23 protein-coding genes are annotated in these 25,884 nt (G+C 41.3%); 16 read left to right on the forward strand and 7 right to left on the reverse strand.

Going from position 1 to position 25,884, the window contains the following annotated elements:
• Nucleotides 1–126: 126 nt before the first annotated feature.
• The 6 genes from ilvC to KZA12_RS11690 all read left to right on the forward strand — a co-directional run bounded on the left by ilvC (nucleotide 127) and on the right by KZA12_RS11690 (nucleotide 5,524).
• Nucleotides 127–1,143 carry a ketol-acid reductoisomerase gene (gene ilvC, locus KZA12_RS11665; protein ID WP_201623044.1) on the forward strand — a complete coding sequence of 339 codons (1,017 nt, stop codon included), beginning with the start codon at nucleotides 127–129 and terminating at the stop codon, nucleotides 1,141–1,143.
• A 380-nt stretch (nucleotides 1,144–1,523) separates the two neighbouring features.
• Complete coding sequence (locus KZA12_RS11670) at nucleotides 1,524–1,946, forward strand: hypothetical protein (protein ID WP_218690336.1); 423 nt, start codon at nucleotides 1,524–1,526, stop codon at nucleotides 1,944–1,946.
• Nucleotides 1,947–2,377: 431 nt separating this feature from the next.
• Complete coding sequence (locus tag KZA12_RS11675; protein WP_201623046.1) at nucleotides 2,378–2,590, forward strand: cold-shock protein; 213 nt, start codon at nucleotides 2,378–2,380, stop codon at nucleotides 2,588–2,590.
• A 258-nt stretch (nucleotides 2,591–2,848) separates the two neighbouring features.
• Nucleotides 2,849–3,427 (forward strand): DUF421 domain-containing protein, encoded by a 579-nt coding sequence (locus KZA12_RS11680; protein ID WP_218690337.1) that lies wholly within the window; start codon nucleotides 2,849–2,851, stop codon nucleotides 3,425–3,427.
• Between the two features lie 361 nt (nucleotides 3,428–3,788).
• Nucleotides 3,789–4,538: an electron transfer flavoprotein subunit beta/FixA family protein gene (locus tag KZA12_RS11685; RefSeq protein WP_201623048.1), complete on the forward strand. Its 750-nt coding sequence runs from the start codon at nucleotides 3,789–3,791 to the stop codon at nucleotides 4,536–4,538.
• A 53-nt stretch (nucleotides 4,539–4,591) separates the two neighbouring features.
• Nucleotides 4,592–5,524 (forward strand): electron transfer flavoprotein subunit alpha/FixB family protein, encoded by a 933-nt coding sequence (locus tag KZA12_RS11690; RefSeq protein WP_218690338.1) that lies wholly within the window; start codon nucleotides 4,592–4,594, stop codon nucleotides 5,522–5,524.
• 116 nt (nucleotides 5,525–5,640) lie between these two features.
• Here the strand turns inward: KZA12_RS11690 and KZA12_RS11695 are convergent, their stop codons facing one another.
• Together KZA12_RS11695 and KZA12_RS11700 are read right to left on the reverse strand one after the other, a co-directional pair.
• Complete coding sequence (locus KZA12_RS11695; protein ID WP_201623050.1) at nucleotides 5,641–6,444, reverse strand: RNA methyltransferase; 804 nt, start codon at nucleotides 6,442–6,444, stop codon at nucleotides 5,641–5,643.
• Between the two features lie 131 nt (nucleotides 6,445–6,575).
• Nucleotides 6,576–7,565, reverse strand: coding sequence for a class 1 fructose-bisphosphatase (locus tag KZA12_RS11700; protein WP_201623051.1), 990 nt, complete (start codon nucleotides 7,563–7,565; stop codon nucleotides 6,576–6,578).
• 757 nt (nucleotides 7,566–8,322) lie between these two features.
• Between KZA12_RS11700 and KZA12_RS11705 the strand changes: the two genes are divergently transcribed.
• The 3 genes from KZA12_RS11705 to KZA12_RS11715 all read left to right on the forward strand — a co-directional run bounded on the left by KZA12_RS11705 (nucleotide 8,323) and on the right by KZA12_RS11715 (nucleotide 11,206).
• Complete coding sequence (locus KZA12_RS11705; RefSeq protein ID WP_201623052.1) at nucleotides 8,323–9,390, forward strand: aspartate carbamoyltransferase catalytic subunit; 1,068 nt, start codon at nucleotides 8,323–8,325, stop codon at nucleotides 9,388–9,390.
• Between the two features lie 105 nt (nucleotides 9,391–9,495).
• Nucleotides 9,496–10,707, forward strand: a complete 1,212-nt coding sequence (locus tag KZA12_RS11710) for a dihydroorotase (RefSeq protein ID WP_218690339.1) — start codon at nucleotides 9,496–9,498, stop codon at nucleotides 10,705–10,707.
• On the forward strand, nucleotides 10,700–11,206 hold the full coding sequence (locus KZA12_RS11715; RefSeq protein ID WP_227677228.1) for a DUF2127 domain-containing protein: 507 nt from the start codon (nucleotides 10,700–10,702) through the stop codon (nucleotides 11,204–11,206). The genes KZA12_RS11710 and KZA12_RS11715 overlap by 8 nt, the downstream gene beginning before the upstream one ends.
• A gap of 252 nt (nucleotides 11,207–11,458) precedes the next feature.
• Here the strand turns inward: KZA12_RS11715 and KZA12_RS11720 are convergent, their stop codons facing one another.
• The 3 genes from KZA12_RS11720 to KZA12_RS11730 form a co-directional block, all read right to left on the reverse strand.
• A complete protein-coding gene (locus KZA12_RS11720; RefSeq protein WP_218690340.1) occupies nucleotides 11,459–12,724 on the reverse strand; it encodes a sodium:proton antiporter in 1,266 nt (421 codons plus the stop codon).
• A 38-nt stretch (nucleotides 12,725–12,762) separates the two neighbouring features.
• Nucleotides 12,763–14,376, reverse strand: coding sequence for a DUF2254 domain-containing protein (locus KZA12_RS11725; protein WP_218690341.1), 1,614 nt, complete (start codon nucleotides 14,374–14,376; stop codon nucleotides 12,763–12,765).
• Nucleotides 14,377–14,486: 110 nt separating this feature from the next.
• The gene (locus KZA12_RS11730; RefSeq protein ID WP_218690342.1) at nucleotides 14,487–16,061 is read right to left on the reverse strand and encodes a YihY/virulence factor BrkB family protein; all 1,575 of its coding nucleotides are present in this window, start codon (nucleotides 16,059–16,061) and stop codon (nucleotides 14,487–14,489) included.
• 253 nt (nucleotides 16,062–16,314) lie between these two features.
• Here KZA12_RS11730 and wrbA point away from each other — a divergent pair, with 253 nt between their 5' ends.
• Complete coding sequence (gene wrbA / locus KZA12_RS11735; RefSeq protein ID WP_201623058.1) at nucleotides 16,315–16,932, forward strand: NAD(P)H:quinone oxidoreductase; 618 nt, start codon at nucleotides 16,315–16,317, stop codon at nucleotides 16,930–16,932.
• Nucleotides 16,933–17,047: 115 nt separating this feature from the next.
• On the forward strand, nucleotides 17,048–17,677 hold the full coding sequence (locus KZA12_RS15035; protein WP_306301026.1) for a hypothetical protein: 630 nt from the start codon (nucleotides 17,048–17,050) through the stop codon (nucleotides 17,675–17,677).
• A 172-nt stretch (nucleotides 17,678–17,849) separates the two neighbouring features.
• Here KZA12_RS15035 and KZA12_RS11745 read toward each other — a convergent pair whose 3' ends face one another.
• The gene (locus KZA12_RS11745) at nucleotides 17,850–18,620 is read right to left on the reverse strand and encodes a DUF3108 domain-containing protein (RefSeq protein WP_218690343.1); all 771 of its coding nucleotides are present in this window, start codon (nucleotides 18,618–18,620) and stop codon (nucleotides 17,850–17,852) included.
• Between the two features lie 605 nt (nucleotides 18,621–19,225).
• On the opposite strand from KZA12_RS11745, the gene KZA12_RS11750 reads away from it, so the two are divergent.
• Together KZA12_RS11750 and groL are read left to right on the forward strand one after the other, a co-directional pair.
• The gene (locus KZA12_RS11750; protein WP_201623060.1) at nucleotides 19,226–19,516 is read left to right on the forward strand and encodes a co-chaperone GroES; all 291 of its coding nucleotides are present in this window, start codon (nucleotides 19,226–19,228) and stop codon (nucleotides 19,514–19,516) included.
• A 77-nt stretch (nucleotides 19,517–19,593) separates the two neighbouring features.
• Nucleotides 19,594–21,240, forward strand: coding sequence for a chaperonin GroEL (groL, locus tag KZA12_RS11755; protein WP_218690344.1), 1,647 nt, complete (start codon nucleotides 19,594–19,596; stop codon nucleotides 21,238–21,240).
• 158 nt (nucleotides 21,241–21,398) lie between these two features.
• On the opposite strand, the gene yaaA is transcribed toward groL, so the two are convergent.
• Entirely contained in the window at nucleotides 21,399–22,187 is a 789-nt protein-coding gene (yaaA, locus tag KZA12_RS11760; RefSeq protein WP_218690345.1) for a peroxide stress protein YaaA, read from the reverse strand.
• A 589-nt stretch (nucleotides 22,188–22,776) separates the two neighbouring features.
• Between yaaA and KZA12_RS11765 the strand changes: the two genes are divergently transcribed.
• The 3 genes from KZA12_RS11765 (at nucleotide 22,777) to KZA12_RS11775 (ending at nucleotide 25,771) form a co-directional block, all read left to right on the forward strand.
• On the forward strand, nucleotides 22,777–23,931 hold the full coding sequence (locus KZA12_RS11765) for an NAD(P) transhydrogenase subunit alpha (RefSeq protein ID WP_218690346.1): 1,155 nt from the start codon (nucleotides 22,777–22,779) through the stop codon (nucleotides 23,929–23,931).
• Nucleotides 23,932–24,035: 104 nt separating this feature from the next.
• A complete protein-coding gene (locus tag KZA12_RS11770) occupies nucleotides 24,036–24,374 on the forward strand; it encodes a proton-translocating transhydrogenase family protein (RefSeq protein WP_201623077.1) in 339 nt (112 codons plus the stop codon).
• Between the two features lie 14 nt (nucleotides 24,375–24,388).
• Entirely contained in the window at nucleotides 24,389–25,771 is a 1,383-nt protein-coding gene (locus KZA12_RS11775; RefSeq protein ID WP_201623078.1) for an NAD(P)(+) transhydrogenase (Re/Si-specific) subunit beta, read from the forward strand.
• The last annotated feature ends 113 nt before the right edge of the window (nucleotides 25,772–25,884 follow it).

Raw genomic sequence — 25,884 nt, forward strand, 5'->3', positions numbered from 1 at the left:
AATTTAAAAATTAACACTTAGAATTTAACATAACGCTTATAAAGCGCACTTTTTCTTATAGGAATAGTGCGTTATAAGTATCTTACTATCCATGGCTCTCCATGATTGAGGAAAAGGACTCTACCTATGAACGTTTTTTATGACAAAGATTGTGATCTATCTATTATCCAAGGCAAAAAAGTTGCTATTATCGGTTACGGCTCACAAGGCCATGCCCACGCTTTGAACCTACAAGAATCAGGTGTCGATGTTACTGTTGGTCTACGTGCTGATTCTAGCTCATGGAAAAAAGCTGAAAATGCTGGTCTAAAAGTTGCTGAAGTTGCCGATGCGGTAAAAGCGGCTGATGTGGTCATGATTTTGACTCCTGATGAGTTCCAAAAAGCGCTATATCAAAACGAGATTGAACCTAATATCAAAGAGGGTGCAACCCTTGCCTTTGCTCATGGTTTTGCCATTCATTACAACCAAGTAGAGCCACGTAGCGATCTTGACGTGATCATGGTAGCGCCAAAAGCACCAGGTCATACCGTACGTAATGAGTTTGTAAAAGGCGGTGGTATCCCTGATCTTATCGCTATCTACCAAGATGCGTCTGGTCAAGCCAAACAACTAGCCTTATCTTATGCTGCTGGTGTTGGTGGTGGTCGTTCAGGTATTATCGAAACTACTTTTAAAGATGAAACAGAAACCGATCTATTCGGTGAGCAAGCGGTACTTTGTGGTGGTGCTGTTGAGCTAGTTAAAATGGGCTTTGAAACCCTAACTGAAGCCGGTTATGCTCCAGAAATGGCTTACTTTGAGTGCCTACATGAGCTCAAACTTATCGTTGACTTAATGTATGAAGGCGGTATCGCTGACATGAATTATTCAATCAGTAATAACGCTGAATATGGCGAATATGTTACTGGCCCTGAAGTCATCAATGAGCAATCTCGCGAAGCTATGCGCAACGCTCTTAAACGTATTCAGTCTGGTGAGTATGCGAAAATGTTCATCTCTGAAGGGGCAACTAACTATCCTTCAATGACTGCACGTCGTCGTAACAATGCTGAGCATCAAATCGAAATAACTGGTGCTAAATTGCGCGGTATGATGCCTTGGATTGGTGGTAATAAAATCATCGATAAAGACAAAAACTAATTAATCAAATAATTTTTTGCTTAGTAAAAGCTAATTATTAATAGTTATTAGATCCGCGACTTATAACCCATGTTATCAAATTGATAGCATGGGCTTTTATTTATTGGCAGTTCTGTTCTTTCACTATTATTCTCATGCTGCTCTGCTAATAAAATAATAGCGGTAAAGGCAAGCGAATATACGCACAAATTTAAGCTATGTTTTGCAATTAAGTTGAGCATAATGGTTGAAAACCACTATTAGCCGCCCAATATAAGCAAGCGATAGAGTGCTTGTTAGTCATTAAAGCCACCGAATAAAGGGCTATTTAAAATCTTGTCATTCTTTGATCCCCATTGTTTTATTTTCTCTTTTTATAAACTATAGGTTGTGTCGCACTAATGTCTTTTCCAGAATGGTTGAATCCACAGTTTGCATATATAGGTTGTAGTGCAGTAGTTGCTATACTTATTTTGATAGAAGGGGAGATGCTTAAGCGTAATAATGGCAAACTTCCTAAATCATTATTTTTTCGAGTCAGCTCACTATTAGATACGGCTTGGTTCTTTATCTCAGTAGCTATGCTATATGTGATTGAGCTGACCCCGTTAGCAGTTGCGGTTCCTGCTGCTTATGGAATTTATACCGTATTTGGCTGGATATACGGCACTCGTCTGCTCAAGCGTACAGGCATTCCTGATTCTACTGAAGACTTAGTGGTACCTTCTAAATACATCGCTTACAGCCAATCTTTTGCGCTAGTATTCTTTGCCTTGTGTTTATTAGTATTATCTTCACCTTGGCTAGCACTACCTACTCGATGATCAAGTAACTGCTGGTTTGGGCAAGTGCTGTTTGCTTTCTATGACTTTTCTATAACTGTAGTGCAGCTTTTACCTCAGTTTAGCTACTAGAAGATACTATATGCAACTAAGTGAATTTATGCAGCCTTAATGCTATAAAAGTCTTACCCATAAAGGTTAAGGTTAAATTTAATAACCACTAGTTTCGGTGGTATTTACAGCTTTTAGTACTAGTAAAAAACTTTTACAAAACTCCTTAATTTAATCTATCATTGATTATAAAAACTGCTATAATAAAGTTGTACTTAAGAGGTTTGCGACAAAAATAGTGCAATATCACTGTGATAAAGCGTTATTTAGTTTTAGCATTCTGCTAACAAATTAATTAAGTATTCATCAATCAATAGGCAACGACATACGTCTTGCCAACAGTTAAAGAGTTAGGAAAATTTATGTCTGATAAAGTTGAAGGCACTGTAAAGTGGTTTAATGAAGCTAAAGGTTTTGGTTTTATCGCGCAAGATAACGGCGGACAAGACGTATTCGCTCACTACAGCGCTATCCAAGGTGGTGGTTTCAAGACCCTAGCCGAAGGTCAAAAAGTGTCTTTCGTTTTAGGTGAAGGCAAAAAAGGCCCACAAGCTGAGCAAATCGAAGCTATCTAATCTTATTTATTAGGCTCAATTGATTTATCAGTTAGCTTAATTCTATAAAGATTAAATCGTCATCAGATTACTTTGTTTGTTAAAACAAAAAAAATATTGTTTAGACTGTATCGCAAAAGCAACCACTTATTGGGTTGCTTTTTTTTGGCCAAAATTTAGCTATAGATAAGTAAAACAAGGGGGAGAAGCAAATTTTTGCATTAGCTGGTGATTGATAGTAGTGAAGATAAATAATTTGATAACTATTGAGGGTGTACTATGGATTGGCAAGCTTGGCTATGGATGGATTGGCAGCAAATCGTTGGCATAACTGTATCGGTTATTGGTTTTTATTTCTTTTTGATAATGTTTACTCGTATCGTAGGTTTACGAAGCTTTTCTAAGCTCTCAAGTTACGATCTTGCCATGACCGTTGGCATTGGTAGCATTTTGGCCTCTACCGTGCTATCAAAATCAACCTCGCTATTACAAGGTGTTTTTGCTATTGGCGTGTTGTTTCTATTACAAGCGCTGCTGTCTATTGTCAGACGCAAATTTAAACCCATCAAAGCGCTGATAGACAACCAGCCTGTTGTTTTGATGGCTAACGGTGAGTATCTTTGGGATAACTTAGAAAAAGCCAAACTTAGTACTAATGATATTAAACAGATTTTACGCAAAAATGGTATTAAGGCTAAGTCTGAGGTTTTTGCCGTGATTATGGAAACCACGGCCGATATAAGTGTGATCAAGAATAATGAAGTTGTTCCTGACTGGTCATTATTTGATGATATCGATGATAAGCAAGTATTAGTAACTACTTATAATAGTAATATCAAGCAAAAATCTCAGCTTTAGATACTATAGAAGTAATGATAAAACCTTAAGTAAATAAGCACTTAGCTGTGATACAAAGCATAACTATTATAATTATTATGACTATATATAATTAGCTATAACTAAAGGTTTTAAGCTTATATTGGCTATTTTTTAGAAATAGTGACAAATTTATGACCGATTATTCACGGCGTCATCTTGACCTTATAAGCGCTCTCACGCAAGATAGTCTAGTCTAATAAGTACAGCTAAGTGCTAACCATTATGTGCTATAAGCTAAAACTGCTAAATATAACTTTGAACGACCGTAAAGCTCCACTTTTTATTTATAGCTGTTTTTTATTTAATACTTTTAAATTCACATATAACAAACGAGGAACGTATGAAAGCATTAGTCGCGGTCAAGCGTGTCATTGATTACAACGTAAAAGTTCGTGTAAAAGCTGATCATTCAGCGGTTGATTTATCTAACACCAAAATGTCTATCAACCCTTTTGATGAAATTGCGGTTGAAGAAGCGGTTCGTCTAAAAGAAGCAGGCGTTATCGAAGAGATTATCGTAGTCTCAATTGGTCCTAAAGAAGCACAAGAACAGATTCGTTCGGCATTAGCTTTAGGAGCTGACCGTGGCGTATTGGTACAAACTGACGCTAAGCCTTATCCACTACAAGTGGCCAAAATCCTAAAAAGTATCGCTGAGTCTGAAGGTACTGATATTATTTTGTTAGGTAAGCAAGCGATTGATGATGATAATAATCAAACTGGTCAAATGCTGGCGGCATTGATGGGCATTGGTCAAGGTACTTTTGCTTCAGAAGTTAAAGTAGAAGGCGATAAAGTAAACGTCACTCGTGAAGTGGATGGTGGTGCACAAACAGTAGCACTGTCTCTACCAGCAGTTATCACTACTGACTTACGCCTTAATGAGCCACGTTATGCCAAGCTGCCTAACATCATGAAAGCCAAGAAAAAGCCACTTGATGAAAAAACGCCTGCTGATTTTGGGGTAGATATGACCTCTAAACAAGAGATCACCAAAGTTGAGCCACCTGCTGAGCGTAAAGCGGGTATCACGGTTAAGTCAGTAGACGAATTAGTCGACAAGCTAAGAAATGAAGCCAAAGTCATTTAGGCTAACAGCTGACCATACGAATAGATGATACGAATAAATAAAGGACAAAAATCATGGCTATTTTGGTATATGCAGAACATGACAATGCCAGTCTAAAAAAGGCAACTTTAAACACTATCGCCGCCGCTAAACAAATAGGTGCTGATGTTCATGTGTTGGTTGCTGGTAGTGGCAATCAAGCGGTAGCTGACGAAGCTGCGAAAGCTGAAGGGGTGACTAAAGTCCTATTAGCAGATAACGCCGTTTATGAGCATCAATTGGCAGAAAATATTGCGTTATTAGTTGCTGATATTGCTAGTGACTACAGCCATATTTTGGCTCCTGCAACCAGTACTGGTAAAGGCTTTATGCCACGTGCAGCAGCATTACTTGATGTAAGTATGCTGTCTGAAATCACTGCAGTTATAGATCCACAAACTTTTGAACGTCCTATCTATGCAGGTAATGCTACTGCTACCGTTAAGACTACAGAAGAAAAAGTTATGATAACGGTACGTGCTACAGCTTTTGATCCTGTTGCTGCCGAAGGTGGTTCAGCCACTGTCGAAACTATCGATAATGTACAAGAAGCTGGTAAAGCAACTTTTATTAATGAAGAGATGGCTAAGTCTGACCGTCCTGAATTGACTTCAGCATCAATCGTAGTTTCAGGTGGTCGTGCGCTTGCTAACAGTGAGAACTTTACTAAGTATATCGAACCGCTTGCTGACAAGTTAGGTGCTGCTATTGGCGCTTCACGTGCTGCTGTCGATGCAGGTTATGTTGCTAACGATATGCAAGTTGGTCAAACTGGTAAAATCGTTGCCCCAGATCTATACATTGCCGCTGGTATTTCAGGTGCCATTCAGCATTTAGCGGGTATGAAAGACTCTAAAGTTATCGTAGCTATCAATAATGATCCAGATTCACCTATCGCTAGCGTGGCTGATTACTACTTAGAAGCAGATTTATTCCAGGCGTTACCTGAGTTGACTAGCAAGATTTAAGCTTAGCCAAATCATTGACTGTTTAATATATTATTATATAAAAAATCCCGCTATCAATGATAGCGGGATTTTTTATACACTTGTCACCCATCAAAGTGCTTCTTCAATCACTGTTTTTAGGAATATTGACGTTGACGCAAAGTTTCATACAGACAAAGCGCTCCGGCAATAGCGACATTCAGGCTCTCTTGACCATTAGGTTGCGGCAAGGCGATAGGAGTAGCACATTGCATGAGCTCAGCGCAAACCCCTTGACCCTCGTGACCCATAATCCAAGCAGTAGGCTGGCGTAGATCATGCTGGTAGATTAAAGTATCAGTGTGTGAGCTCGTAGCTAAGAGCGGTACTTGTACTTTGTCTAAAATATCGGTCACGCTTAGCCCTTCATAGATAGTCAATGCAAACTGCGCACCCATGCCAGCCCGTAAAGTCTTCGGTGACCATGCTTGAGCGGTGCCACTAGTACAAAGTATAGTATCAATGCCAACAGCTGCAGCCGTGCGCAGTAAAGTACCTACGTTACCACTGTCTTGGACGTCATCTAATATCAAACAGTCAGTAGTAATCATCGGCAGAATAGGCGCTGGTATCTTGACTATGGCCATAACATCAATACCTGAGCCTAAACTACGAATGCTCTTGTATAACGAGTCTGACATGACTAAAACACTAATGTCAGTAGTCAGGCGGCTTAGTATTTGCTGTACTTCAGGGTGCCCATGAGCGGATTCTGCTACTAGTATTTGTTCGAATGGGTAATCGCTGCGTAAAGCGGCATCAATTAAATGTATGCCTTCAAGTACAGTCTGCGCTTGCTTATTGCGTTGGCGTGCTTGAGTTAATAAAGCTTTGGCCAGCTTTATCGTTTGGTTCTTATCAGAAGTAACTAGGGGGTTTAGCTCGTTTGCATATAATGTCATAATAGACCGCTTAAAAATCAATATAAAGTTGCGCGGCTTAACCGTTCAACTGGCTAAAAATTAGTCGTCAAAAAGGTAAACCCAGTCAAGGTCATTTATGGATAACCGCCTATTACAGACGGTCATCTAAGTTAGCCCTGTTTATTAGCATGCTGTAAATGTAGCTCTTTGACATAATTGACTTCGTTTTTGCTACCAAGGACTACAGGCACCCGCTGATGAATATCTGTAGGCTCGATATCGAGGATACGGTTGACGGCATCAGTAGCACTACCACCAGCTCGTTCAATTAATAAGCTCATCGGGTTGGCCTCGTACATCAAGCGTAATTTGCCAGCTTTATTGGCATACTTAGTGTCAAACGGATAAGTAAAGAGACCGCCGCGGCATAAAATACGGTGCACATCACCGACCATGGCTGCTACCCAACGGGTATTAAAATCACGCTCGCGCACACCAGCTTCACCAGCGATCAACTCATCTATATATTGCTGCATAGGCGCACGCCAATAGCGATAGTTGGAGCTGTTAATCGAGTACTCGCTAGTGTCTGCATCGATTTGGACTTGTTCTTCAACCACGATATAATCTCCAGTATCAGGATCGAGACTGAACATAACTACTGTATCAGTGATAGTCAGCGCTAGCATCGTAGAAGTGCCATATAATAAATAGCCAGCTGCTAGCTGTTTAGTGCCTGGTTGCAAAAAGTCTTGATCTTCGCTCGCTTGGCCTTGACGATTATAAGGAAGGATGGAGAAAATAGTTCCCACCGCCATATTGATGTCGATGTTAGAAGAGCCATCAAGAGGATCAAATAACACTAATAAGCTACCGTCTACATTGGCAGGAGTAGCATGATCTAGTTCTTCTGAGGCAACCCCAGCGCAATGACTATTTTGTGCTAAAGCGTCTAATAACAAATCATTGGCCAAAACATCGAGCTTTTTTTGATCTTCGCCTTGAACGTTTTGATTGCCCGCTTCCCCTAAGATATCTGCAAGCGCGCCCTTTCTTAATAGCTGGGCAATGGTTTTACCAACGTCAGTAACAGTGGTGATTACTTCGCTAAGCGCAGCGTCGCAAGAAACATGGTTTAAGTAGTCGGTCAAAGTGGTCATAAAGCTTCCTAGTAAGTAGGATTATAATAAAAGTGTTATCATAAAAAAGTGATAAAACGACTGGGCTATAAATCTTAACTGAATCTTTAATAAATAGTGATCAGGCAGTGCATTACAGTGTTAATTATTAGCTATTAAAGGTAATGATGGCGGTTGAAGGCTATTGGTAAGCTCGATAAAAAGTTATATTAATAGACCTTAGCCTATCTTTAGTAGTCAAATAATAGCTACCTACATAACTGTGCTAAATTAGTCAGAGCGCTATGTTTATGACTATGACAAAATCAGCTACACTATGGCTAAGGCATGTCCTTATTTAACAGCATAAATAGTTACTGTGCTTAAAATGGCTATCTCTCTATATTACTGTGACTCTTTGAGCGTTTATAGACAATAAGATGATATTCTCTACAACAATTATTTTGATTGACGAAAATGTAGCGCATTTTTATCCTCATCCGCTAATTGATGATCCGTCTTAATGTCATTAGCGCTGATAAATTTTGGCACAACCGTCATTAAAAGAGTTGATAATAGCCTTAAGTTGTAGCATTCATTATCAGTAGTCATTAGCATTATAAAGTTATTGCGGTAAAGTGTAGCAAATAAGCGACAAAATGTCCTTATTGCTAGACGGTTAACTAAGTGTTTTAAGCAAAATACCAATGATTATAAGTATAATAACCTTAGCTGTAATATTCAGTTTGAATCAGTAAATTCAATCCTAAATATAAACCTATCATAAAGACTTGCCATTATGCCAAATACTCACGATACCAAGAATAACGTTTCCCCTTCTGAATACGCCAAGTTTGATCCTAGTACTATTCATCAAAGACTCAATACTTCGCTTAGTCGACCACAATTAAATAGTGATGGTAGCATAAGGCATTTTTTGGGAGTGGAAGGTCTTAATAAAGCGCAATTGCAAGCTATCATTGCCAAAGCTGAAACTTTCTTCGATGAAAATGGGCAACTGATTAATCGTCCTGAGTTGGAAGGTTGTACGGTGATGAATCTGTTTTTTGAGCCATCAACTCGTACGCGGACTACCTTCGAGGTCGCTGAAAAACGTCTTGGTGCTAATGTGTTGAACCTTGATATTGCCAGCTCTAGTGCCAAAAAAGGCGAAAGCCTACGCGATACGCTGTGGAATCTACAAGCAATGACTGCTGATATTTTTGTAGTGCGTCATTCCGCTTCTGGCGCTGCACATTTTATGGCTACTGAGGTGACCCCAGATATTGCTATTATTAATGGCGGTGATGGCTGGCATGCACATCCTACGCAAGGTATGCTCGATATGCTCACTATTCACCGTGAAGCGCCGCGTCCGTTTGAAGAGTTGTCAGTGGCTATCATTGGCGATGTCAAGCATTCACGAGTAGCTCGATCCGATATCAGTGCCTTGCAAACCTTAGGTGTCAAAGATATAAGAGTGATAGCGCCACGTACGCTGCTACCAAAAGGTATTGAGCGTTTTGGGGTGCAAGTGTATGAGGATATGAACAGCTGCGTGCGTGACTGTGATGTGATTATGGGGCTTAGAATACAGAACGAGCGTATTGGCTCGCCTCTACTAGCTTCATCGAGTGAATATTATAAGCAGTATGGCATTACCCCTGAGCGGGTAGCGTTAGCCAAACCCGATGCGCTAATTATGCACCCTGGGCCAATGAATCGTGGGGTGGAAATTGCCTCAAGCGTGGCTGATGGCCCGCAATCCGTTATCTTAAAGCAGGTGAGTAATGGGGTCGCTATCCGCATGGCAGTATTGGCTTTGACTATGGAAGGGCAGCGTGCTCACCAAGCGAATAGAGGATAATTGCTAACAGTAGATTAGATTTTGATGTGATACTAATTTAGCCCATAGCTGTTGATTAGTTTTTGTCTACTTTCCTATTTAACTTATTTACATGGTACCCAGCTCATGATCGATAATAATAACACTACAGCACAGATAATCGACCTATTGCCTACCGCTTTTAGCCAATCACTACCCAGTTCAGTGAGTGAGCAGTTGACTAATAACGCATCAGATCATCAACTGTGGCTACTACCGCCTTTGGTTGACTTGTGCGCCCGCTTACGTGAACCAGGATTGCAACAGCATGGAACGCTGGCATCAGAAGGCAGCGCAGCACTGGCCAACGGGTTTTTGCATGTAGTCATTCCGCCTGATACTAATCCTATATTAGAGAATGGCTCATTGCTAAAGGGTTTACGAGAACGAGCGTTAGAAGATGGTGGCATTCACTTACATATTTTAGGTGCACTGACGGCAGGGTTAAAGGGGGAGAGGCCTTCTAATATTGCTGGTCTCAAAAAAGGCGGTTGTATTGCAGTTTCTAATGCTCGTCGACCTTTTGAAAATGATTTAGTCCAGTTGCGTACCTTGGAGTATGCCGCTACCTTTGGGATGAAAGTATTCTTCTATCCTGATGAGCCTAGCTTATCTGGTGATGGCGTGGCTCATGAAGGCTATATCGCCTCTTATCATGGTTTGCAAGGTATTCCTTGGATTGCCGAGACTGTAGCTTTATCAACGCAATTACTAATGGTTGAAGAGACCGGCATTGCCGCTCATTTTAGTCAACTATCTTGTAAGTCTTCAGTGGAGCTTATGCGCTGGGCTAAAGATAAGGGTTTACCAGTCACTTGTGATGTGGCGATGCATCAGTTGCATTTGACCGATGATAATCTAGAAGGCTTTAATGCTATGTCATATGTACTGCCGCCATTACGCAGTAACACTGATCAGCAAGCGCTACGTCGTGGTCTTAAAGACGGCACTATCGATGCCATTTGTAGCCATCATGAGCCGCTCAACGTTACTGCCAAAAAAGCCCCTTTTGCTGAGAGTACCCCAGGTATTTCCAACTTCGATACTTTTATGGCGCTGGCGTGTCAGCTAGTGCGTGATGAGGTGCTAACAGTAGAGCAACTAGTAGCTAAAATTTGTCTCAATCCGGCAAAGATTGCTGGTATTGAAGATCAATATCTAGAAACGGGCGGAGCTATCTTAGTAGACCCTGATATGAAATGGCAAGTAACTACTGAAACTATGCTGTCTAATGGTAAAAATACCCCTTTCTTTGGCCAACAGTTACAAGGTCGTGTCGTGGAGACATTCTTTGGCTAATCTATCTAATGCCAAGCTGCCTATAAAGGTGAGCACAGCTAGTCAATCTAGTGAGTCGATCAAGGCAGTAGCTATCTATGAGATAATCAAAGGTATTGGCGCGCTGCTAGGAGCGACTGCTTTATGGCTATGGCACAAAGATTTAGATCAGTGGCTAGCGACGGCTACTAATACTTGGCAGCAAAACTTTGGTCAGCTGTTAGCAGCGCAAGTAGAAAGCATAGTACAGCTAGCACAAAAAGCTAGTCACAACTGGACGTTATTCTTATTGTTGATTTTTGCTTATGCCAGTTTGCGATTCATGGAAGCTTACGGCTTATGGCAAGATAAAACTTGGGCCTATTGGTTTAGCGTCATCGGATACGGTATTTTTATACCTGTAGAGCTGTACTATCTGTTCGCTAATACATTTGATGGGTTTAACTTATTTATATTGCTACTAAACATAGTCATCGTTATCGTAGTTTATCGAAATATGAAGCATAAAGGCTTGATTTAGGTTTACTAGTTTGTGCTACTAAGTTGATTGTTGATAATTTTAGTTCCCTAACTAGACAGGTATAACTACAGATAATGTTATTTATTAGCATTGTTTATCAGCATTGTTTATCAGCATTGTTTATTAGCCCTGTTTAACAGCACAAACAAAACCGCCAAAAGAGACTCTCTTCTGGCGGTTTTATTATTTAATAAGATAGCTTTTTGCTTTAATAGTTAATGGTGAATGGTTAATGGTTTTATAAGCCTGCATCTAAAGCTCGTTGATAGGTCTAATGCTTTTGGTAACTTTACCGATACTTAAGCCTTGTACTAGGATTGAGAATACAACTACCGCATAAGTAAGGGCCAATAAGATATCACGCTCGGCACCGGATGGTAGCTGCAACACTAGCGCCACTGAGATACCGCCACGTAAGCCACCCCAAGTCAGCACTTTCCAAGCACCTACTGGTAAATTGAGTTGGTGTCTAAAGGTCCTAGTGGTCATGCCGACTACGATAAGCCGTGCTGCTAGAGCAATGACAATAGTTAAGCCTGCAGCGATAAATAGATTACCTGAGTAAGCAATCATTACTACTTCTAAACCGATTAATACAAACAAAATAGCGTTCAATATCTCATCGATTAACTCCCAAAATAGATCGATATAGTGGCGAGTCTTATCACTCATTGCTAATTCGCGACCGCGATTACCAACCATTAGTCCCATCATTACCATAGCTAATGGTCCCGATAGATGCCAATGACTGGCGAGTGCATAACCACCGATTACCCCAGCTAAGGTCAATAGCACTTCTTCTTGATAACTATCAATACTCTTGAGCATATAGTACAAGATAGCTCCGAGTACTAAGCCGAAGACGATACCACCGCCAGCTTCGAATGCTAGCGCATGAGCGACATAATTGACTGTTGGGATATTACCACTACTCAAAATGCCAAGAAGGATGACAAAGATCACTACTCCGATGCCATCGTTAAATAATGACTCGCCAGCGATAACAGTTTCGATGCTCTTTGGCGCATTCGCTGAAGCTAAGATGCCCATCACTGCAATCGGATCCGTTGGTGATATCAAAGCGCCAAATAACAAGCACCAAATAAAAGGTAAACCAAAACCAAATAGGGGCAGCATATAATAGACCGCAGCAGCGATAAGCACGGCTGAGACTATGGTTCCTATGAAAGCTAAAATACCAATGGGCAGCTTATAACGTTTTAGATCGCCGATATTGACGTGCAAAGCACCAGCAAATAATAGCATTGAGAGCATACCATCTAACAATACTTCAGTGAAATCAAGCTGATCTAGTAAGCTGACCTCATAATCAATTAACTGATCAAAGCCTAAGAAACCTAGGAATATCGCGGCAATAGATAATAATATAGAGATTACCATCACGCCAATAGTAGTCGGTAGACCGATAAAGCGATGATTAAAATAAGTCAGCAAAGCAGTGATCGATAAAAATATGGCGCTGATTTCGAGTACGGTTAGACTAGTTGCAGAAGCCATAAAAAATTCTCAAATATATAAAATGGGGATTAAACAAGCTAGCTAGCTTGAGTCTCTAGCGCCTTACGAATATGAGCATTAAATTCGCTAACATATTCAAAGTGTAAGTGCTTAGCGTTATCATCATGGATAAACGCTCTTGCCTGTAAACACATGGCTTGCAAGTCGGCGGTGAGCTCGCTATAAGCTAAGTTTTGTTGTCCAGCTCGTTCAATCAGCGTTAGTTCATGCAGTAAGGTCTGACGTTGAGCGCTATTCACTCTAGCATAATTTAGATCAGTAATCGCCTGACACAGCGCTTTTAGCACCATCAAATCTGCGGTAGCATAACGCCGTATTTCACCTAGTGAAGTATCGATAAAGTCTGATATCTTAGGGATCTTAGTAATGAGCGCTAAGATTGCGGGTACTGGCTGGTTGACCGCCATATCGTCAGTATCGCTATCATGTGGTGGTATATAGAAGTGATAGGGGCTTGGAGGCTGTCGACGCAACATGATACTCAAGCAAGTAGTCAAAGATTGCACACAGTTTACTGCTGTTTTAGGGTCATTAATTCCTGGAGATAAGGCCCGTAGCGCAATCTCAGTCATTTGGCCTAAGCTGTAAGCGATATCATTTGAGTGTGACAGTCTAGCGTCAATAGCTAAGCCTGCGGCAAAGCGCTGCCAGAATAAACCATCAGGTCTGCGTGGTAGAAGTGCTAAGTTTGAGGTTTTAGTTTTTTGTAATAAGCTTGCATGATCAGCTGGGCGTTGATAGAAGTGCCCTATAACATTAGCATCAGTAACGAAGTTGCCAAGATTAGTATGCAGTTGGATAACGCCACCATAGTCACTCGCTAGCGCTATCAGCGTTTCTACATATAATTGTCCTAAATATCCTGAAGCTGGAGCATAGAGCGGAGTCATTGGCCACTGCTGATAGCGATCAATATCTTTGGCAGTCATATTTTGTTGATGCTGCAGATCACAAGTGGCACTGTACCAATAATTGATATTGTTAATGGCGTCATTACTGGCATCTTGAATGACATGTGAGGCCTGAATCGCATGTACCATATGCTGGACAAAATACACTAGCAATAGCGCGCAAATGACCGCAAGAGCGATAGCAAAAGTAACTGCCAACTGCGGCACACCAAAACCAACGTCAAACTTATGAATAGCCTTCAGTACTAATAAGCTATAGCTAAAAGTACCCAAAAAGATACCTAGAACAAATTGATTAGGAGTATCGGTCAAAAAGTTCCGTAGTAGCCGTGGGCCAAATTGTGATGAAGCCATCGATAATACGGCAATAGTAATAGAAAACGTGGTGCCTGCTACTCCTAATACTGCTCCAGCGATTGCTGTCATAATAGCCCGCGCAGCATCCGCATCACCAGTAAATGCAAAGCTAATGTCTTTCACCGTTTCACGATCAAAGTGCTGATCAATAGACAGCAATAGCGGCGCTAAAAGTAGCCCTAATACTATGCAAGCGGTAGGAATAAACCAATAAGAGCCAAGCAGCCTTTGCCAAATATTTTTTAAACGATCGGGCAAATTGGTCAGATTTTTAAACGACCAGCGCTGCCTAAAATCTTTTAACCAAGCTATTAGTGTGGCAAAGATAGAGGCAGACAGATTATCTTTAGAGTGGTCTTTCACCGGCACGAGCTCCGCAATATAAGTAGAGGTTTTTCTATTAAAGCCAAGCTCAAATACAGAGCGTAACTTGAGTGCTAGCTGGGCTAATAACCTTATGTAAGCGTTCAAGCTTACAGCGACGCTGCTGGATTATCGGCTTCAGTAATGATGTTGGCTTTGCTTGGCATAGCTGCGGGCTTACTAGTAGTAAGATTAACGTTCATATTTTTGCTCATAGCCTCAGCTGGATCACCATCTGGAATGACGATATCATGGTTATTGTTGTCATGGATAACTTCGCTGTCTTTATCGTAAGCTTCGGCTTCAAAGCGTGGGGTACTGTCATCGTCGCTATGACCATTGCTCTGATAGCCATGCCGATCATGCTGCTCTTGCTCACTTATAAGCCCATTATGGGAGTGTTTCTTGCCATCTGCAGAGGTTTTTTTCCCAGGTTCACTATGAGTAAAGATAGTCGCTAATGACAAGTCCAGCTGCTGTTTGGCACAAGCTTCAGTATTGACAAAACGATTGACCAATAAGCTGAGCCAAGGATATTGGCTGCCACGCTTCATTTCATCCAATTCATCTTTGATAGGCAGTGGATAGGGCAAGGTGCGGTAGAAGTCCCATAGAGTCATCCGATTTAAGTCTTTTTTAAGAACATATTCATCTTTTTCAGTAAGAGTAATCAAGTTGCTATCTTGCAGATAATTAATATAGGTATACCATTTAGGCAGCTCTTTACGACCCAGCACATTACGTAAGTCTTGTTCACTGACAGCGTCACCCTCTAAGTGATGGCTATAAACCAGATTTAGCATATCTAGCAGGCTTAGCAACGGATGGCGGGGATAAACCTCTTTGGTTGCAAAAATAGTTAAAGTATAGCTAATCTCAACCCCAAGCAAGATTAAATTCCACGATAAGAAAATCCATAGCAAGAAAATCGGTAGCGCTGCAAAGGCGCCATAAATAGCCTCATAGCTGGTAAAGTTACTCATAACTGTACCGAAGACATGCTTTAACAGCTCAAAGATAATCGCTACAAAAACCCCAGCAATAGCGGCATTTTTAAAGGGGACTTTAGCTTTTGGTATAAACCAGTACATAGCAGTAAAGCCAGCAACAGTGACCCCCGTAGAGACCAGCTGAATCCAAAACCCCCAGTCAATACCATAACCATTTATTTGTCGATTCAACAAGCTAAAGCTCTGTACTGCACTCGATGCCAGAAATGCTGTTCCTAATACTAACGGCCCTAAAGTCACTATAGTCCAGTAACGCAGGATGCTCTTTAGACCACCTGACCTATCTTCAACTTGCCAAATCTGGTTAAAAGCGCGCTCAATAGTGGTTAAGGTCATAATAGTAGTAACCAGTAAAATCATCGCCCCGATAATAGTTAAGTTAGATGATTTTTCGGCGAAGCTATTAATATACTTACTAACTTGTAGGCTCGATTGTGGCAGCAAATTACTATAAATGACTTCGTAAATCTGTGCTCTAACCGATGACAATGCTGGCACTGAAGATAAAATCATTAACAGTACAGTCAGCATAGGCACAATTGACAGCATAGTAGTATAAGTAAGCGAAGCGGCTTTTTGCTGACAGTTATCTTGAAAAAAGTGCCGAACCAAAAATCTTAAGAACTGAAACCAATGCTGTTGTAAAAAGGGCAGTTTTTTTAATAAGTTTTCCATATCGGCCATTTAATAGGGGTTAAGATACGATATTGTAACAAAATTAGCAGTTTAGTATCTTCTGATTATTTGTGTCAAAATGCATAGCTATAATCGTTAGTTTTAACGCTGTTTAAGAGTGCTAAGTCACAGCTTTGCCTGTCAGTACTTAACGGCTGCATGGTATAATCAATCATTGCGACTACTCACTACCGCTAATTGCTGATATCTTTTAATACTGATGATAAGAGCAACTTTAAAAGGAATGTTATTAATGAGTCAAACGACCCCTTACGTGTTAGTGCTTTATTATTCTAATCATGGCACTACCAAAACTTTGGCTTATGCTATCGCTCAAGGTATCGAGGATGCAGGCCTAGTTGCAAGGATTCGTACGGTGCCGCCAGTAGCCCCTGAGACTACAGCCAGCTTGCCGTCTATTCCTGATGAAGGTGATCTCTACTGTACAATGGATGATCTAAAAGATTGCACAGCCTTAGCACTAGGCAGTCCTACTCATTTTGGCAATATGGCAGCGCCGCTCAAGTATTTTTGGGACAATACGGTTACGATATGGCTGGCTGGTAATTTACAGAATAAACCCGCTGCAGTATTTACCGCTACTGGCTCTATGCATGGTGGACAAGAAACTACATTACTAACTATGATGCTGCCCCTGATTCATCATGGCATGATGATCGTAGGTCTGCCTTATGCAGAGCCGGCGCTGAATCGTACTCAGCGAGGCGGCACGCCTTATGGTGCTAGCCACGTCAGCGGCGCAGCGCACGATAAGCTAGTGAGTGAAGACGAACGTGAATTGGCGATAGCTCAAGGTTATCGTCTGACTATTGCGGCCACCGCTTTGGCTCAAGCCAAATGGAAACGCTAATAAGCTTGCTCAGTCGAAGACAGCTTTATAGAACACTATCTAAAAGATGGTGTTTGAGTGTAGTTTTAACAAGCACCTTCGATAGCAGCCCTTAACTAGGAAACAGACCTCTCTAATGGCTACTAACAATCCTAATAATGAAGCCCAGCGTTCAGTATTGACCAATGATTCAGCCGCATTTGATGGCCAAGCTGAGATAGCTCCTAGCGTTATAGCCAGTACTGAAGCTGCTGACACTAATATGAATACCAATACTATGACTAGTGCAAGTGTTGCCAGCACTAACTCTGCTATCAAAACTAGCAAGAAGTCAGTTAAAGCAGAAAAAGTCAGTAAGCCTATAGCACCTATGCATAGACTTTTAGTCATGACTTGGCTGCTATGGCTGGCTTATCGACTATTGGTAATGCCAGTATTGATCAGTATCGTCAACCCTACTAGTCCCGATATCGTTGGCGGTATAGTGTGGTATGGCTTATGGCTGATCCCAGCGTTTATATTGACCCCAGCTATATTACGTGGCCGTTCCCCTTATATATTGCTGGTTGGTAGTATGCTCACCTTAGTGTATTTAGGGGCTAGCGGCGTTACCCTATTCATTCGAGTTTATGGTAGTGGCTGGGCTGAAATTCTCCTGTACCTATTGGATTTCGTTTTACTACTGTCCATCAATGCTTGGTTGTTTTTATTACTAAAACGTTTGCCATCGATGAATAACGTGGTCAAGCAGCCGCGTGCTCGCTAACTTAGAATAGAGTGATGGTTGTCAATAGACGTTAGGATTTTGGTCTATATGTTACTCAATAAAAAGCTGCCCTCTAAATCTAGAGGGCAGCTTTTTATTGGTTTTAACTAAGTTTTAACTAATAAGCAATTTATAAACCATGGCATTGATAAGCTAAACAATAACTAACAGCTTAGTTGATTTTGGTTAGCTCTAGATCCATTTTTTTACCATCATTCACTTGGCTGACTTTTACTGGTAGATAGTCTAAGCTCGGTGCTAGCCAAAAGCTAGTTGAGCGGCTATTATCATCGTGGATACGATCAATACGTACCGTATCGTAAGTACCAGCAGGAACAGTAATCTTAGATTTTCCAGAATTTTTGAATGGGGTCTTTTCTATTTTATCTTTTTTGGCCATATAGTAGTTACCAGAGAATGTACCATTCAATAGGTCTTGGCGAATCTGCACTTCTAAGCTTAGATCATCAAAAGCTTGCTGGGCCATATTCAGGTTAATAGTTTTACCTTTATAACTACTAGCAATTTGCTTTTTGCCCGAATTAAAGCTGAGGTTATGAATGCGACCAACGCCGAATAGCTTGTAAGTAGTACTAGCTTGGGTCGGGGCCACACTGTTGCCATTAATAACAAAAGTGCTTTTTTGAGAGGCACTAGCGACACCAGCAACTTTAGCATTGACATCGTATTTCCAGACGTTGCCCGATTTGTTTAAGGTGCGAGTGGCTGTACCTTTGTATTTATCTTCCACGGTAAAATTATAGTTAGCACTAGAAGGTTGAATGGTTTTTGCGCTTGCAAGAGTAGGGGCGGTCATACTTAATGCTCCGATAGCCGCAATGCTAGCACCCATAGTAAGAGCAGATAACCGCTTATTGCTGGATTTTTTTGCAGTACAATCTTTGTTAACGGTTTTAAAATTAGTAGCATGAAAAATATTCATAGAATTCCTTAATTAATTTATAGTCAGCGCAAAAAAATAAAACTCATGTGCTTGCAGCAGGAGAGTCTTGTTAAATTGATGCAAGCATAGCCAGTATTTATTGTGGAGTGGGCAGCACCCCTTAGAGTTTTTTAGCTATTATTTATTTCAGGGACTGAGCTTAATAGGTCAACAGCTATAATGGTCATATCCTGTTACATTTTCAAGGGGAGTAGCAGTGGGAGATGTTTGATTGCTGTATTTTTTATTACTAATAAAGCTCAAGTCTCTAGTATCAGTAACGTCCTGTAAGTAAAGCTACCGCTTTCAATCTAATCACTGCAATCACTCTAATTACAGGCTCTTCCTTTAGACATTATGATTTTCAATATTTGCTTGTGGTTTTTTTTACTACCAGAAGTTCACTATGAATAATATTGCATAATATTCTTGTAAATTTTTGGGCTTTGCACTTGAAGCTGTATAACGATGCCCCCACTTTTTGGTACAAGCTCAATAGTTATCTTCTAAATACTAGTAGTCACAATAATGGTTTAGAAAGTAGCGATATTGAGAACGCTAAATGAAATAACTTTTAACTCAAATAACCTATTGGAGTCAGATCGATGAATATCCGTCCTTTACATGATCGTATTGTCGTCCGCCGCATAGAAGAAGAAACAAAAACAGCTGGTGGCATTCTTTTACCAGGTTCAGCACAAGAAAAGCCGTCACAAGGTGAAGTGTTAGCGACTGGTAACGGACAAATCCGTGATAATGGCGACACTCGTGCGCTAGATGTAAAAGTTGGTGATAAAGTATTATTCGGTCAATACGCTGGTCAGACAGTTAAAGTTGACGGCGAAGAATTACTTATCATGAAAGAATCTGATGTATTGGGTGTTCTAGAAGCTTAATAACCCTTAATAACCTAAGATACAAGGTTAAGGTTTCGCAAACTCTCAAAAATTATAAATAATTGGAGCAATTTAACATGTCAAAAGACGTAAAATTCGGCATAGATGCCCGTAAACAAATGATGGACGGTGTAAACGTCCTAGCGAACGCTGTAAAAGTTACTTTAGGCCCTAAAGGTCGTAACGTCGTTATCGATAAGTCATTTGGCGCACCAACCATCACTAAAGATGGCGTATCTGTAGCCAAAGAAATCGAGCTAGAAAACAAATTTGAAAACATGGGCGCTCAATTGGTTCGTGAAGTTGCTAGCCGTACTAACGATGTCGCTGGTGATGGTACTACTACTGCAACGGTATTGGCTCAGTCAATCTTGCAAGAAGGCATGAAGTCAGTAGCTGCTGGCATGAACCCAATGGATCTTAAACGTGGTATCGATAAAGCGGTACGTGCTGCTGTAGAGCAAATCCATTTGCTATCTACTCCAGCTGACGACGAAAAAGCCATAGCTCAAGTTGGTTCTATCTCTGCTAACTCAGACACCAAAATCGGTGAATTGATTTCGCAAGCGATGCAAAAAGTCGGTAAGCAAGGCGTTATCACTGTTGAAGAAGGTTCAAGCTTTGAAGATACCTTAGAAGTTGTTGAAGGTATGCAGTTTGACCGTGGCTATATCAGCCCGTATTTCGCTAATAAGCAAGACAGCTTGACCGCTGAGTTTGAAAATCCTTATATCTTGCTAGTTGATAAAAAAATCAGCAATATCCGCGAAATCGTGCCATTACTTGAGCAAGTAATGCAGCAAAGCAAACCTTTGCTAATCATCGCAGAAGATGTTGAAAACGAAGCATTGGCGACTCTAGTAGTGAACAACATGCGTGGCGGCTTAAAAACTTGTGCGGTAAAAGCACCAGGTTTTGGTGATCGTCGTAAAGCTATGCTACAAGACATCGCTACTTTGACTGGCGGTACGGTGATCTCTGAAGAGATTGGCCTAAGCTTAGAGACTGCAACCCTTGAGCAATTGGGTACTGCTAAAAAAGTCACTATCGGTAAAGAAAACACCGTTATCGTTGATGGTGCTGGCGAGAAAACAGCTATTGATGAGCGTGTAGACTCTATCCGTCGTCAAGTAGAAGAGTCAACCTCTGACTATGATAAAGAAAAACTACAAGAGCGTATGGCTAAATTAGCTGGCGGTGTTGCTGTTATCAAAGTTGGCGCAGCCACTGAAACTGAAATGAAAGAGAAAAAAGATCGAGTTGACGATGCTCTACATGCTACTCGTGCAGCAGTTGAAGAAGGTGTTGTCCCTGGTGGTGGTGTTGCGCTAATTCGTGCAATGAACGCCCTAGCTGAGCTAAAAGGCGATAACGATGACCAAGATGCTGGTATCAATATCTTACGTCGTGCAATGGAATCTCCATTACGTCAAATCGTAACTAACTCAGGCGAAGAAGCTTCAGTAGTGGTTAACGAAGTGAAAAGCGGTAGCGGTAACTATGGTTACAACGCTGCTTCTGGTGAATATGGCGATATGCTAGAAATGGGTATTATTGATCCCGCTAAAGTTGCTCGTTCAGCACTAGAAAACGCGGCTTCAATCGCAGGTCTAATGCTAACTACCGAAGTGATGATCACTGACCTACCAGAAAGCGGTGACGCTATGGCTGGCATGGGCGGTGGTGGAATGGGCGGTATGGGTGGTATGGGCGGCATGATGTAAGCTGCTTTTAAACCCTAATGTTATATAGCTACTAAAGCTTTATAACATTGCTGTAAAAGAAAACCCCGATACGCAAGAGCTTATCGGGGTTTTTTATGTGTTGGTACTTAAGAAGGACAGATTAAATTTTATAGCCATTAAAAATTCAAAAAACTATGTTACTGATTCCCAGCATCCCGTCTAAATACCCAAGTCTGCTCGTTAGAAGCATCAGTACAATAATAATAGCCCGCTAAATCGAATTGCTTGAGCTGCTCAGCATCAGTGAGTTTGTTATCAGCGGCATACTTCACCATCAGCCCACGGGCTTTTTTGGCATAAAAACTGATCACTTTATAAACGCCGTTTTTCTCATCTTCAAAACGTGGGGTCACAATTTGGGCCTGCAATGCCTTTTTCTTAACCGCTTTAAAGTATTCATTGGAGGCCAAATTAACCAACACTTTGTTTTCACTCTTTGCCATATGCTCATTAATAGCGTCAGTGATTTGCTCACCCCAGTATTCGTACAAGTTATCACCACGCTCGTTTTTAAGCTTAGTGCCCATCTCTAGCCGATACGGCTGCATCAAATCTAGTGGTTTTAACAGACCATAGAGTCCTGACAGAATTCCTAAGTGCTCATTTAAATATAGAATAGTGTCTTTATCCATATTATAGCTATCAAGACCTGTATACACATCACCATCGAATAGATAGCTTGCAGGTTTAGCATTATCAGCTGTAAATGGTAGGTGCCAAGCTTGATTGCGCTCAGCATTTAGGGTTGCCAGCTCAGATGAGATGCTCATTAATTCTTGCAAATCTATCGGATCTTTCGTTTTTAGAGTTTTTATTAGCTGGGCTGAGTTATCGATAAGTGCTGGTTGACTGTAGTAGTTGCCAAGATTTAGCGGCACAGGATCGGTCTCATTAAGAGATTTTGCAGGAGAAAGCAAAAAGTACATCTTTATTCCTTACAGTAATTATAGTCGTTATGGTTTATTAATACACTGTGACTACCATAGCACAAAGCCCTTAGCGACTGCATCTGCCTTGCTAAAACCTAGCTGATATAACGGTCGATAATATCGCTATAACTAGGGTCAATAATAGTTGATAAAAATAAAACATTTGAATATAACAATAAAAGTTATATAAATGCAGTAAACCCTTAACTTTTTATTTACTTGTCAGTCATCAATAGTAAATGAATAGTAACCGTCGATATCTCTATAATAAAAAGCAATGATGAACTAAGCATAAGCATTTATTAAATCTATAATACTTTAGATGGCTAAAACAGTTATTAAAAAACAGCTACTTAAGACAGAGTTATTAAAAAGCAACTATCTAATAAAGCGCTATTTAAAATGCTACTGTCTTATGTGGCTAATATTTACCAAGATACTTTTAGTTAGATGATAAGTACAACCTCAGTGAAACCGCAGTAGTCAAACAGCGGGTATTAGCAAAGAACTATCAAGCAAAAGCTGTTAAGCAGAAGTGGTTAAGCAAAAGCTATCAATCAAAACTCATTTGTCATAAGGAGATGCTATGAAAATCGGAGTAATCAGTGCAGATAACACCTACGAGGATCGGGTGGCTATTACCCCAGATGCGGTGAAAAAACTACTTAAACTCGGTTTTGAAGTCATTGTGCAAGCTGGTGCCGGTCGTGGTGCTTATTATGATGATGCTATGTATCAAGCGGCTGGGGCTAGTATTGCGGCTACTGCTGCTGAAACTGCTGCCGATGCTCGTATCCTGACGACGGTTCATGACTTGCCAGCTACCCTAGTCGAGCAATTAACTGCTGGTCAGATAGTAGTCGGTATGCTGGATCCTTATCGCAATACTCAGCTTGATAATTATGCTAGTCATGGCGTTACGGCCTTTGCGATGGAGCTACTGCCGCGAACTTTATCACGGGCACAGAATATGGATGTGCTGTCCTCACAAGCTAACCTTGCCGGTTATAAAGCGGTATTGTTAGCGGCTAACGAATATGCGCGCCCCTTTCCCATGTTTATGACCTCAGCGGGTACTGTCAAGCCAGCCAAATTGATTATCTTAGGAGTAGGAGTCGCCGGTTTGCAAGCGATTGCCACTGCTAAGCGTTTAGGCGCCGTAGTTGAAGCCAGTGATTTGCGTCCTGCTGCTAAAGAGCAAGTCGAGTCACTAGGTGGTAAATGGCTGGATGTCCCTATGAGCGATGATGAAGCGCAAAAAGCTAAGGCGACAGGCGGTTATGCTTGGACACCTTCTGAGCAGTACATCAAGGATCAAGCCGCAATAGTAGACAAAGCGGTTAGCGCGGCTGATATCGTTATTACTACAGCACAAATTCCTGGTCGACAAGCACCAAGATTAATACATCAAGCAACCATCGCCAAAATGAAAGCCGGTTCAGTATTAATTGATATGGCTGCTGGCACTGGTGGCAACGTCGAGGGTAGTGTCGCTGATCAGACTATAACTACTGATAATGGGGTACGCATAGTGGGTGCGGACAATATTCCCTCAATGCTAGCTGCGCAATCTTCGGATTTATATGCTAATAATTTGGTTAATTTTATTACTACCTTAATCGCACAATCAGCAGACAACCCTACAGCCAATAATTTGGCGCTAACGCTGAATATGGAAGATGAAATCCAAGGCGCATTAGCAGTAACTCATGATGGTCAAGTGCGCCTTGCTAAGCGTTAATTTTTAGCTCTGCTCTTTGATAACTATTAATAAGCAAAAGTGATAAATTTTAGGAGGATAAAATGATTACCACTATTTTAGCTGCAGCGCCAGCTGGTGCAGCCATGAGTAGCACGCCATTCGTTGCGATTTTTACCATATTTGTGTTGGCTATTTTTGTAGGGTATTACGTAGTTTGGGGCGTCACCCCAGCGCTACATACCCCATTGATGGCGGTGACTAATGCGCTGTCTAGTATTGTTATAGTCGGGGCTATGCTCCAGACCGTTACTATCGACGGCAGTGCCTTTACTGCCACTAGTTTACTTGGTGCTTTTGCAGTATTTTTAGCTAGTGTCAATATCTTCGGTGGTTTTGCAGTGACTGAACGTATGCTATCGATGTTCAAACCTAAAGTAAAAGTTATCGCTCATGACGCTACTAACAAAGGGGGCAAAGTATGAGTAATTTGACCACTATGATTGCTGCTAATGCCGATTGGTTCTATTTAGTAGGGGCTATATTATTTGTCTTAACTTTACGGGGTTTGTCCAGTCCTAAGACTGCTATTCGCGGTAATCGCTTAGGTATGGTAGCCATGGCTATCGCTGTGGTGACTACTTTCTTCTTAGCAGAAGGGCCTGTAGTGTGGATGATCGTTGGCGCAATGGTATTGGGCGCGCTAGTCGGTTTATGGAAAGCTAGAACCGTTGCTATGACTCAGATGCCAGAAACGGTGGCTTTGATGCATTCGTTCGTCGGTCTTGCCGCTGTAGCTATTGCTTTAGCGACTGTATTACATACCGAGGAAGCTTATAGCACTATCACCCGTTTAGAGCTATTTATCGGCTGCTTTATCGGGGCAATTACTTTTTCTGCCTCATTCTTTGCCTTTGGTAAATTGGCCGCTAAGAGCTGGGCCAAAACGCTAGTGGGCGGCTGGGTCAAGCCAGTACAAGCGTTATTATTTATCGCTATGGTTGGTTTTGGGGCGGTGTATTTCATTACTGATTCACTACCAGCGTTTTATGCGATGACCGTATTGGCCATTGTCTTTGGCTGGATGTGGATTGCGCCTATCGGTGGTGGTGATATGCCAGTGGTAGTGTCGCTATTAAACTCATTCTCAGGGTGGGCAGCAGCAGGAATTGGCTTTACTTTAGGCAACTCGATGTTGATTATTGCTGGCTCGCTAGTGGGCTCATCGGGTGCTATCTTGTCCTACATTATGTGTAAGGCTATGAACCGTTCACTACTGAACGTATTGTTTGGTGGAATGGGTACGACAGCGGTAGCAGCGGGTAGCGATGATGGCGCTCCTAAAAACTACAAATCAGGCTCAGCAGAAGATGCTGGCTTCTTGATGGCCAATTCCAGCGATGTGATCATCGTACCTGGTTATGGTATGGCACAAGGGCGGGCACAAAACGCCGTGAAAGAATTGTATGAGTTACTAAAAGCCGAAGGAGTTAGAGTACGTTTCGCTATTCACCCAGTAGCTGGTCGTATGCCTGGCCACATGAACGTTTTGCTTGCTGAAGCTGATGTGCCTTATGATGATATCATCGAGATGGATGAGATAAACTCTGACTTCGCTAGCACTGACGTAGTATTAGTAATCGGTGCTAATGATGTAGTGAACCCTTCTGCTAAAGAAGATCCTAGTTCACCGATCTTTGGTATGCCGATCTTGGAAGTTACTAAAGCGCAAACCGTTATGGTCATTAAGCGTTCTATGAGTACGGGTTATGCTGGCTTGGATAACAGTCTATTCTATATGGACAAGACGATGATGATCTTTGGTGATGCGAAGAAAATGGTTGAAGAGATGGTGCGTAGTATCAATGGCGCAGGTCACTGATTTTATCTATAAGTCAGTAAGTCTTTTTTAAAAGGCATCAATGCTTAACAAGGAAGTCACTACGGTGGCTTTTTTGCGTTAACGGCTCTTGGCGTTGTATGCTTTTCACTTAG

The organism is Psychrobacter sp. BF1, from assembly GCF_019279065.1.
Lineage (GTDB): Bacteria > Pseudomonadota > Gammaproteobacteria > Pseudomonadales > Moraxellaceae > Psychrobacter > Psychrobacter urativorans.

Excerpts from the sequence above, each read along its gene's own strand:
- ilvC (WP_201623044.1), top strand. The coding sequence starts at position 127 with ATGAACGTTTTTTATGACAAAGATTGTGATCTATCTATTATCCAAGGC.
- KZA12_RS11670 (WP_218690336.1), top strand. The coding sequence starts at position 1,524 with ATGTCTTTTCCAGAATGGTTGAATCCACAGTTTGCATATATAGGTTGT.
- KZA12_RS11675 (WP_201623046.1), top strand. The coding sequence starts at position 2,378 with ATGTCTGATAAAGTTGAAGGCACTGTAAAGTGGTTTAATGAAGCTAAA.
- KZA12_RS11680 (WP_218690337.1), top strand. The coding sequence starts at position 2,849 with ATGGATTGGCAAGCTTGGCTATGGATGGATTGGCAGCAAATCGTTGGC.
- KZA12_RS11685 (WP_201623048.1), top strand. The coding sequence starts at position 3,789 with ATGAAAGCATTAGTCGCGGTCAAGCGTGTCATTGATTACAACGTAAAA.
- KZA12_RS11690 (WP_218690338.1), top strand. The coding sequence starts at position 4,592 with ATGGCTATTTTGGTATATGCAGAACATGACAATGCCAGTCTAAAAAAG.
- KZA12_RS11695 (WP_201623050.1), bottom strand. The coding sequence starts at position 6,444 with ATGACATTATATGCAAACGAGCTAAACCCCCTAGTTACTTCTGATAAG.
- KZA12_RS11700 (WP_201623051.1), bottom strand. The coding sequence starts at position 7,565 with ATGACCACTTTGACCGACTACTTAAACCATGTTTCTTGCGACGCTGCG.
- KZA12_RS11705 (WP_201623052.1), top strand. The coding sequence starts at position 8,323 with ATGCCAAATACTCACGATACCAAGAATAACGTTTCCCCTTCTGAATAC.
- KZA12_RS11710 (WP_218690339.1), top strand. The coding sequence starts at position 9,496 with ATGATCGATAATAATAACACTACAGCACAGATAATCGACCTATTGCCT.
- KZA12_RS11720 (WP_218690340.1), bottom strand. The coding sequence starts at position 12,724 with ATGGCTTCTGCAACTAGTCTAACCGTACTCGAAATCAGCGCCATATTT.
- KZA12_RS11730 (WP_218690342.1), bottom strand. The coding sequence starts at position 16,061 with ATGGAAAACTTATTAAAAAAACTGCCCTTTTTACAACAGCATTGGTTT.
- wrbA (WP_201623058.1), top strand. The coding sequence starts at position 16,315 with ATGAGTCAAACGACCCCTTACGTGTTAGTGCTTTATTATTCTAATCAT.
- KZA12_RS15035 (WP_306301026.1), top strand. The coding sequence starts at position 17,048 with ATGGCTACTAACAATCCTAATAATGAAGCCCAGCGTTCAGTATTGACC.
- KZA12_RS11745 (WP_218690343.1), bottom strand. The coding sequence starts at position 18,620 with ATGAATATTTTTCATGCTACTAATTTTAAAACCGTTAACAAAGATTGT.
- KZA12_RS11750 (WP_201623060.1), top strand. The coding sequence starts at position 19,226 with ATGAATATCCGTCCTTTACATGATCGTATTGTCGTCCGCCGCATAGAA.
- groL (WP_218690344.1), top strand. The coding sequence starts at position 19,594 with ATGTCAAAAGACGTAAAATTCGGCATAGATGCCCGTAAACAAATGATG.
- yaaA (WP_218690345.1), bottom strand. The coding sequence starts at position 22,187 with ATGTACTTTTTGCTTTCTCCTGCAAAATCTCTTAATGAGACCGATCCT.
- KZA12_RS11765 (WP_218690346.1), top strand. The coding sequence starts at position 22,777 with ATGAAAATCGGAGTAATCAGTGCAGATAACACCTACGAGGATCGGGTG.
- KZA12_RS11770 (WP_201623077.1), top strand. The coding sequence starts at position 24,036 with ATGAGTAGCACGCCATTCGTTGCGATTTTTACCATATTTGTGTTGGCT.
- KZA12_RS11775 (WP_201623078.1), top strand. The coding sequence starts at position 24,389 with ATGATTGCTGCTAATGCCGATTGGTTCTATTTAGTAGGGGCTATATTA.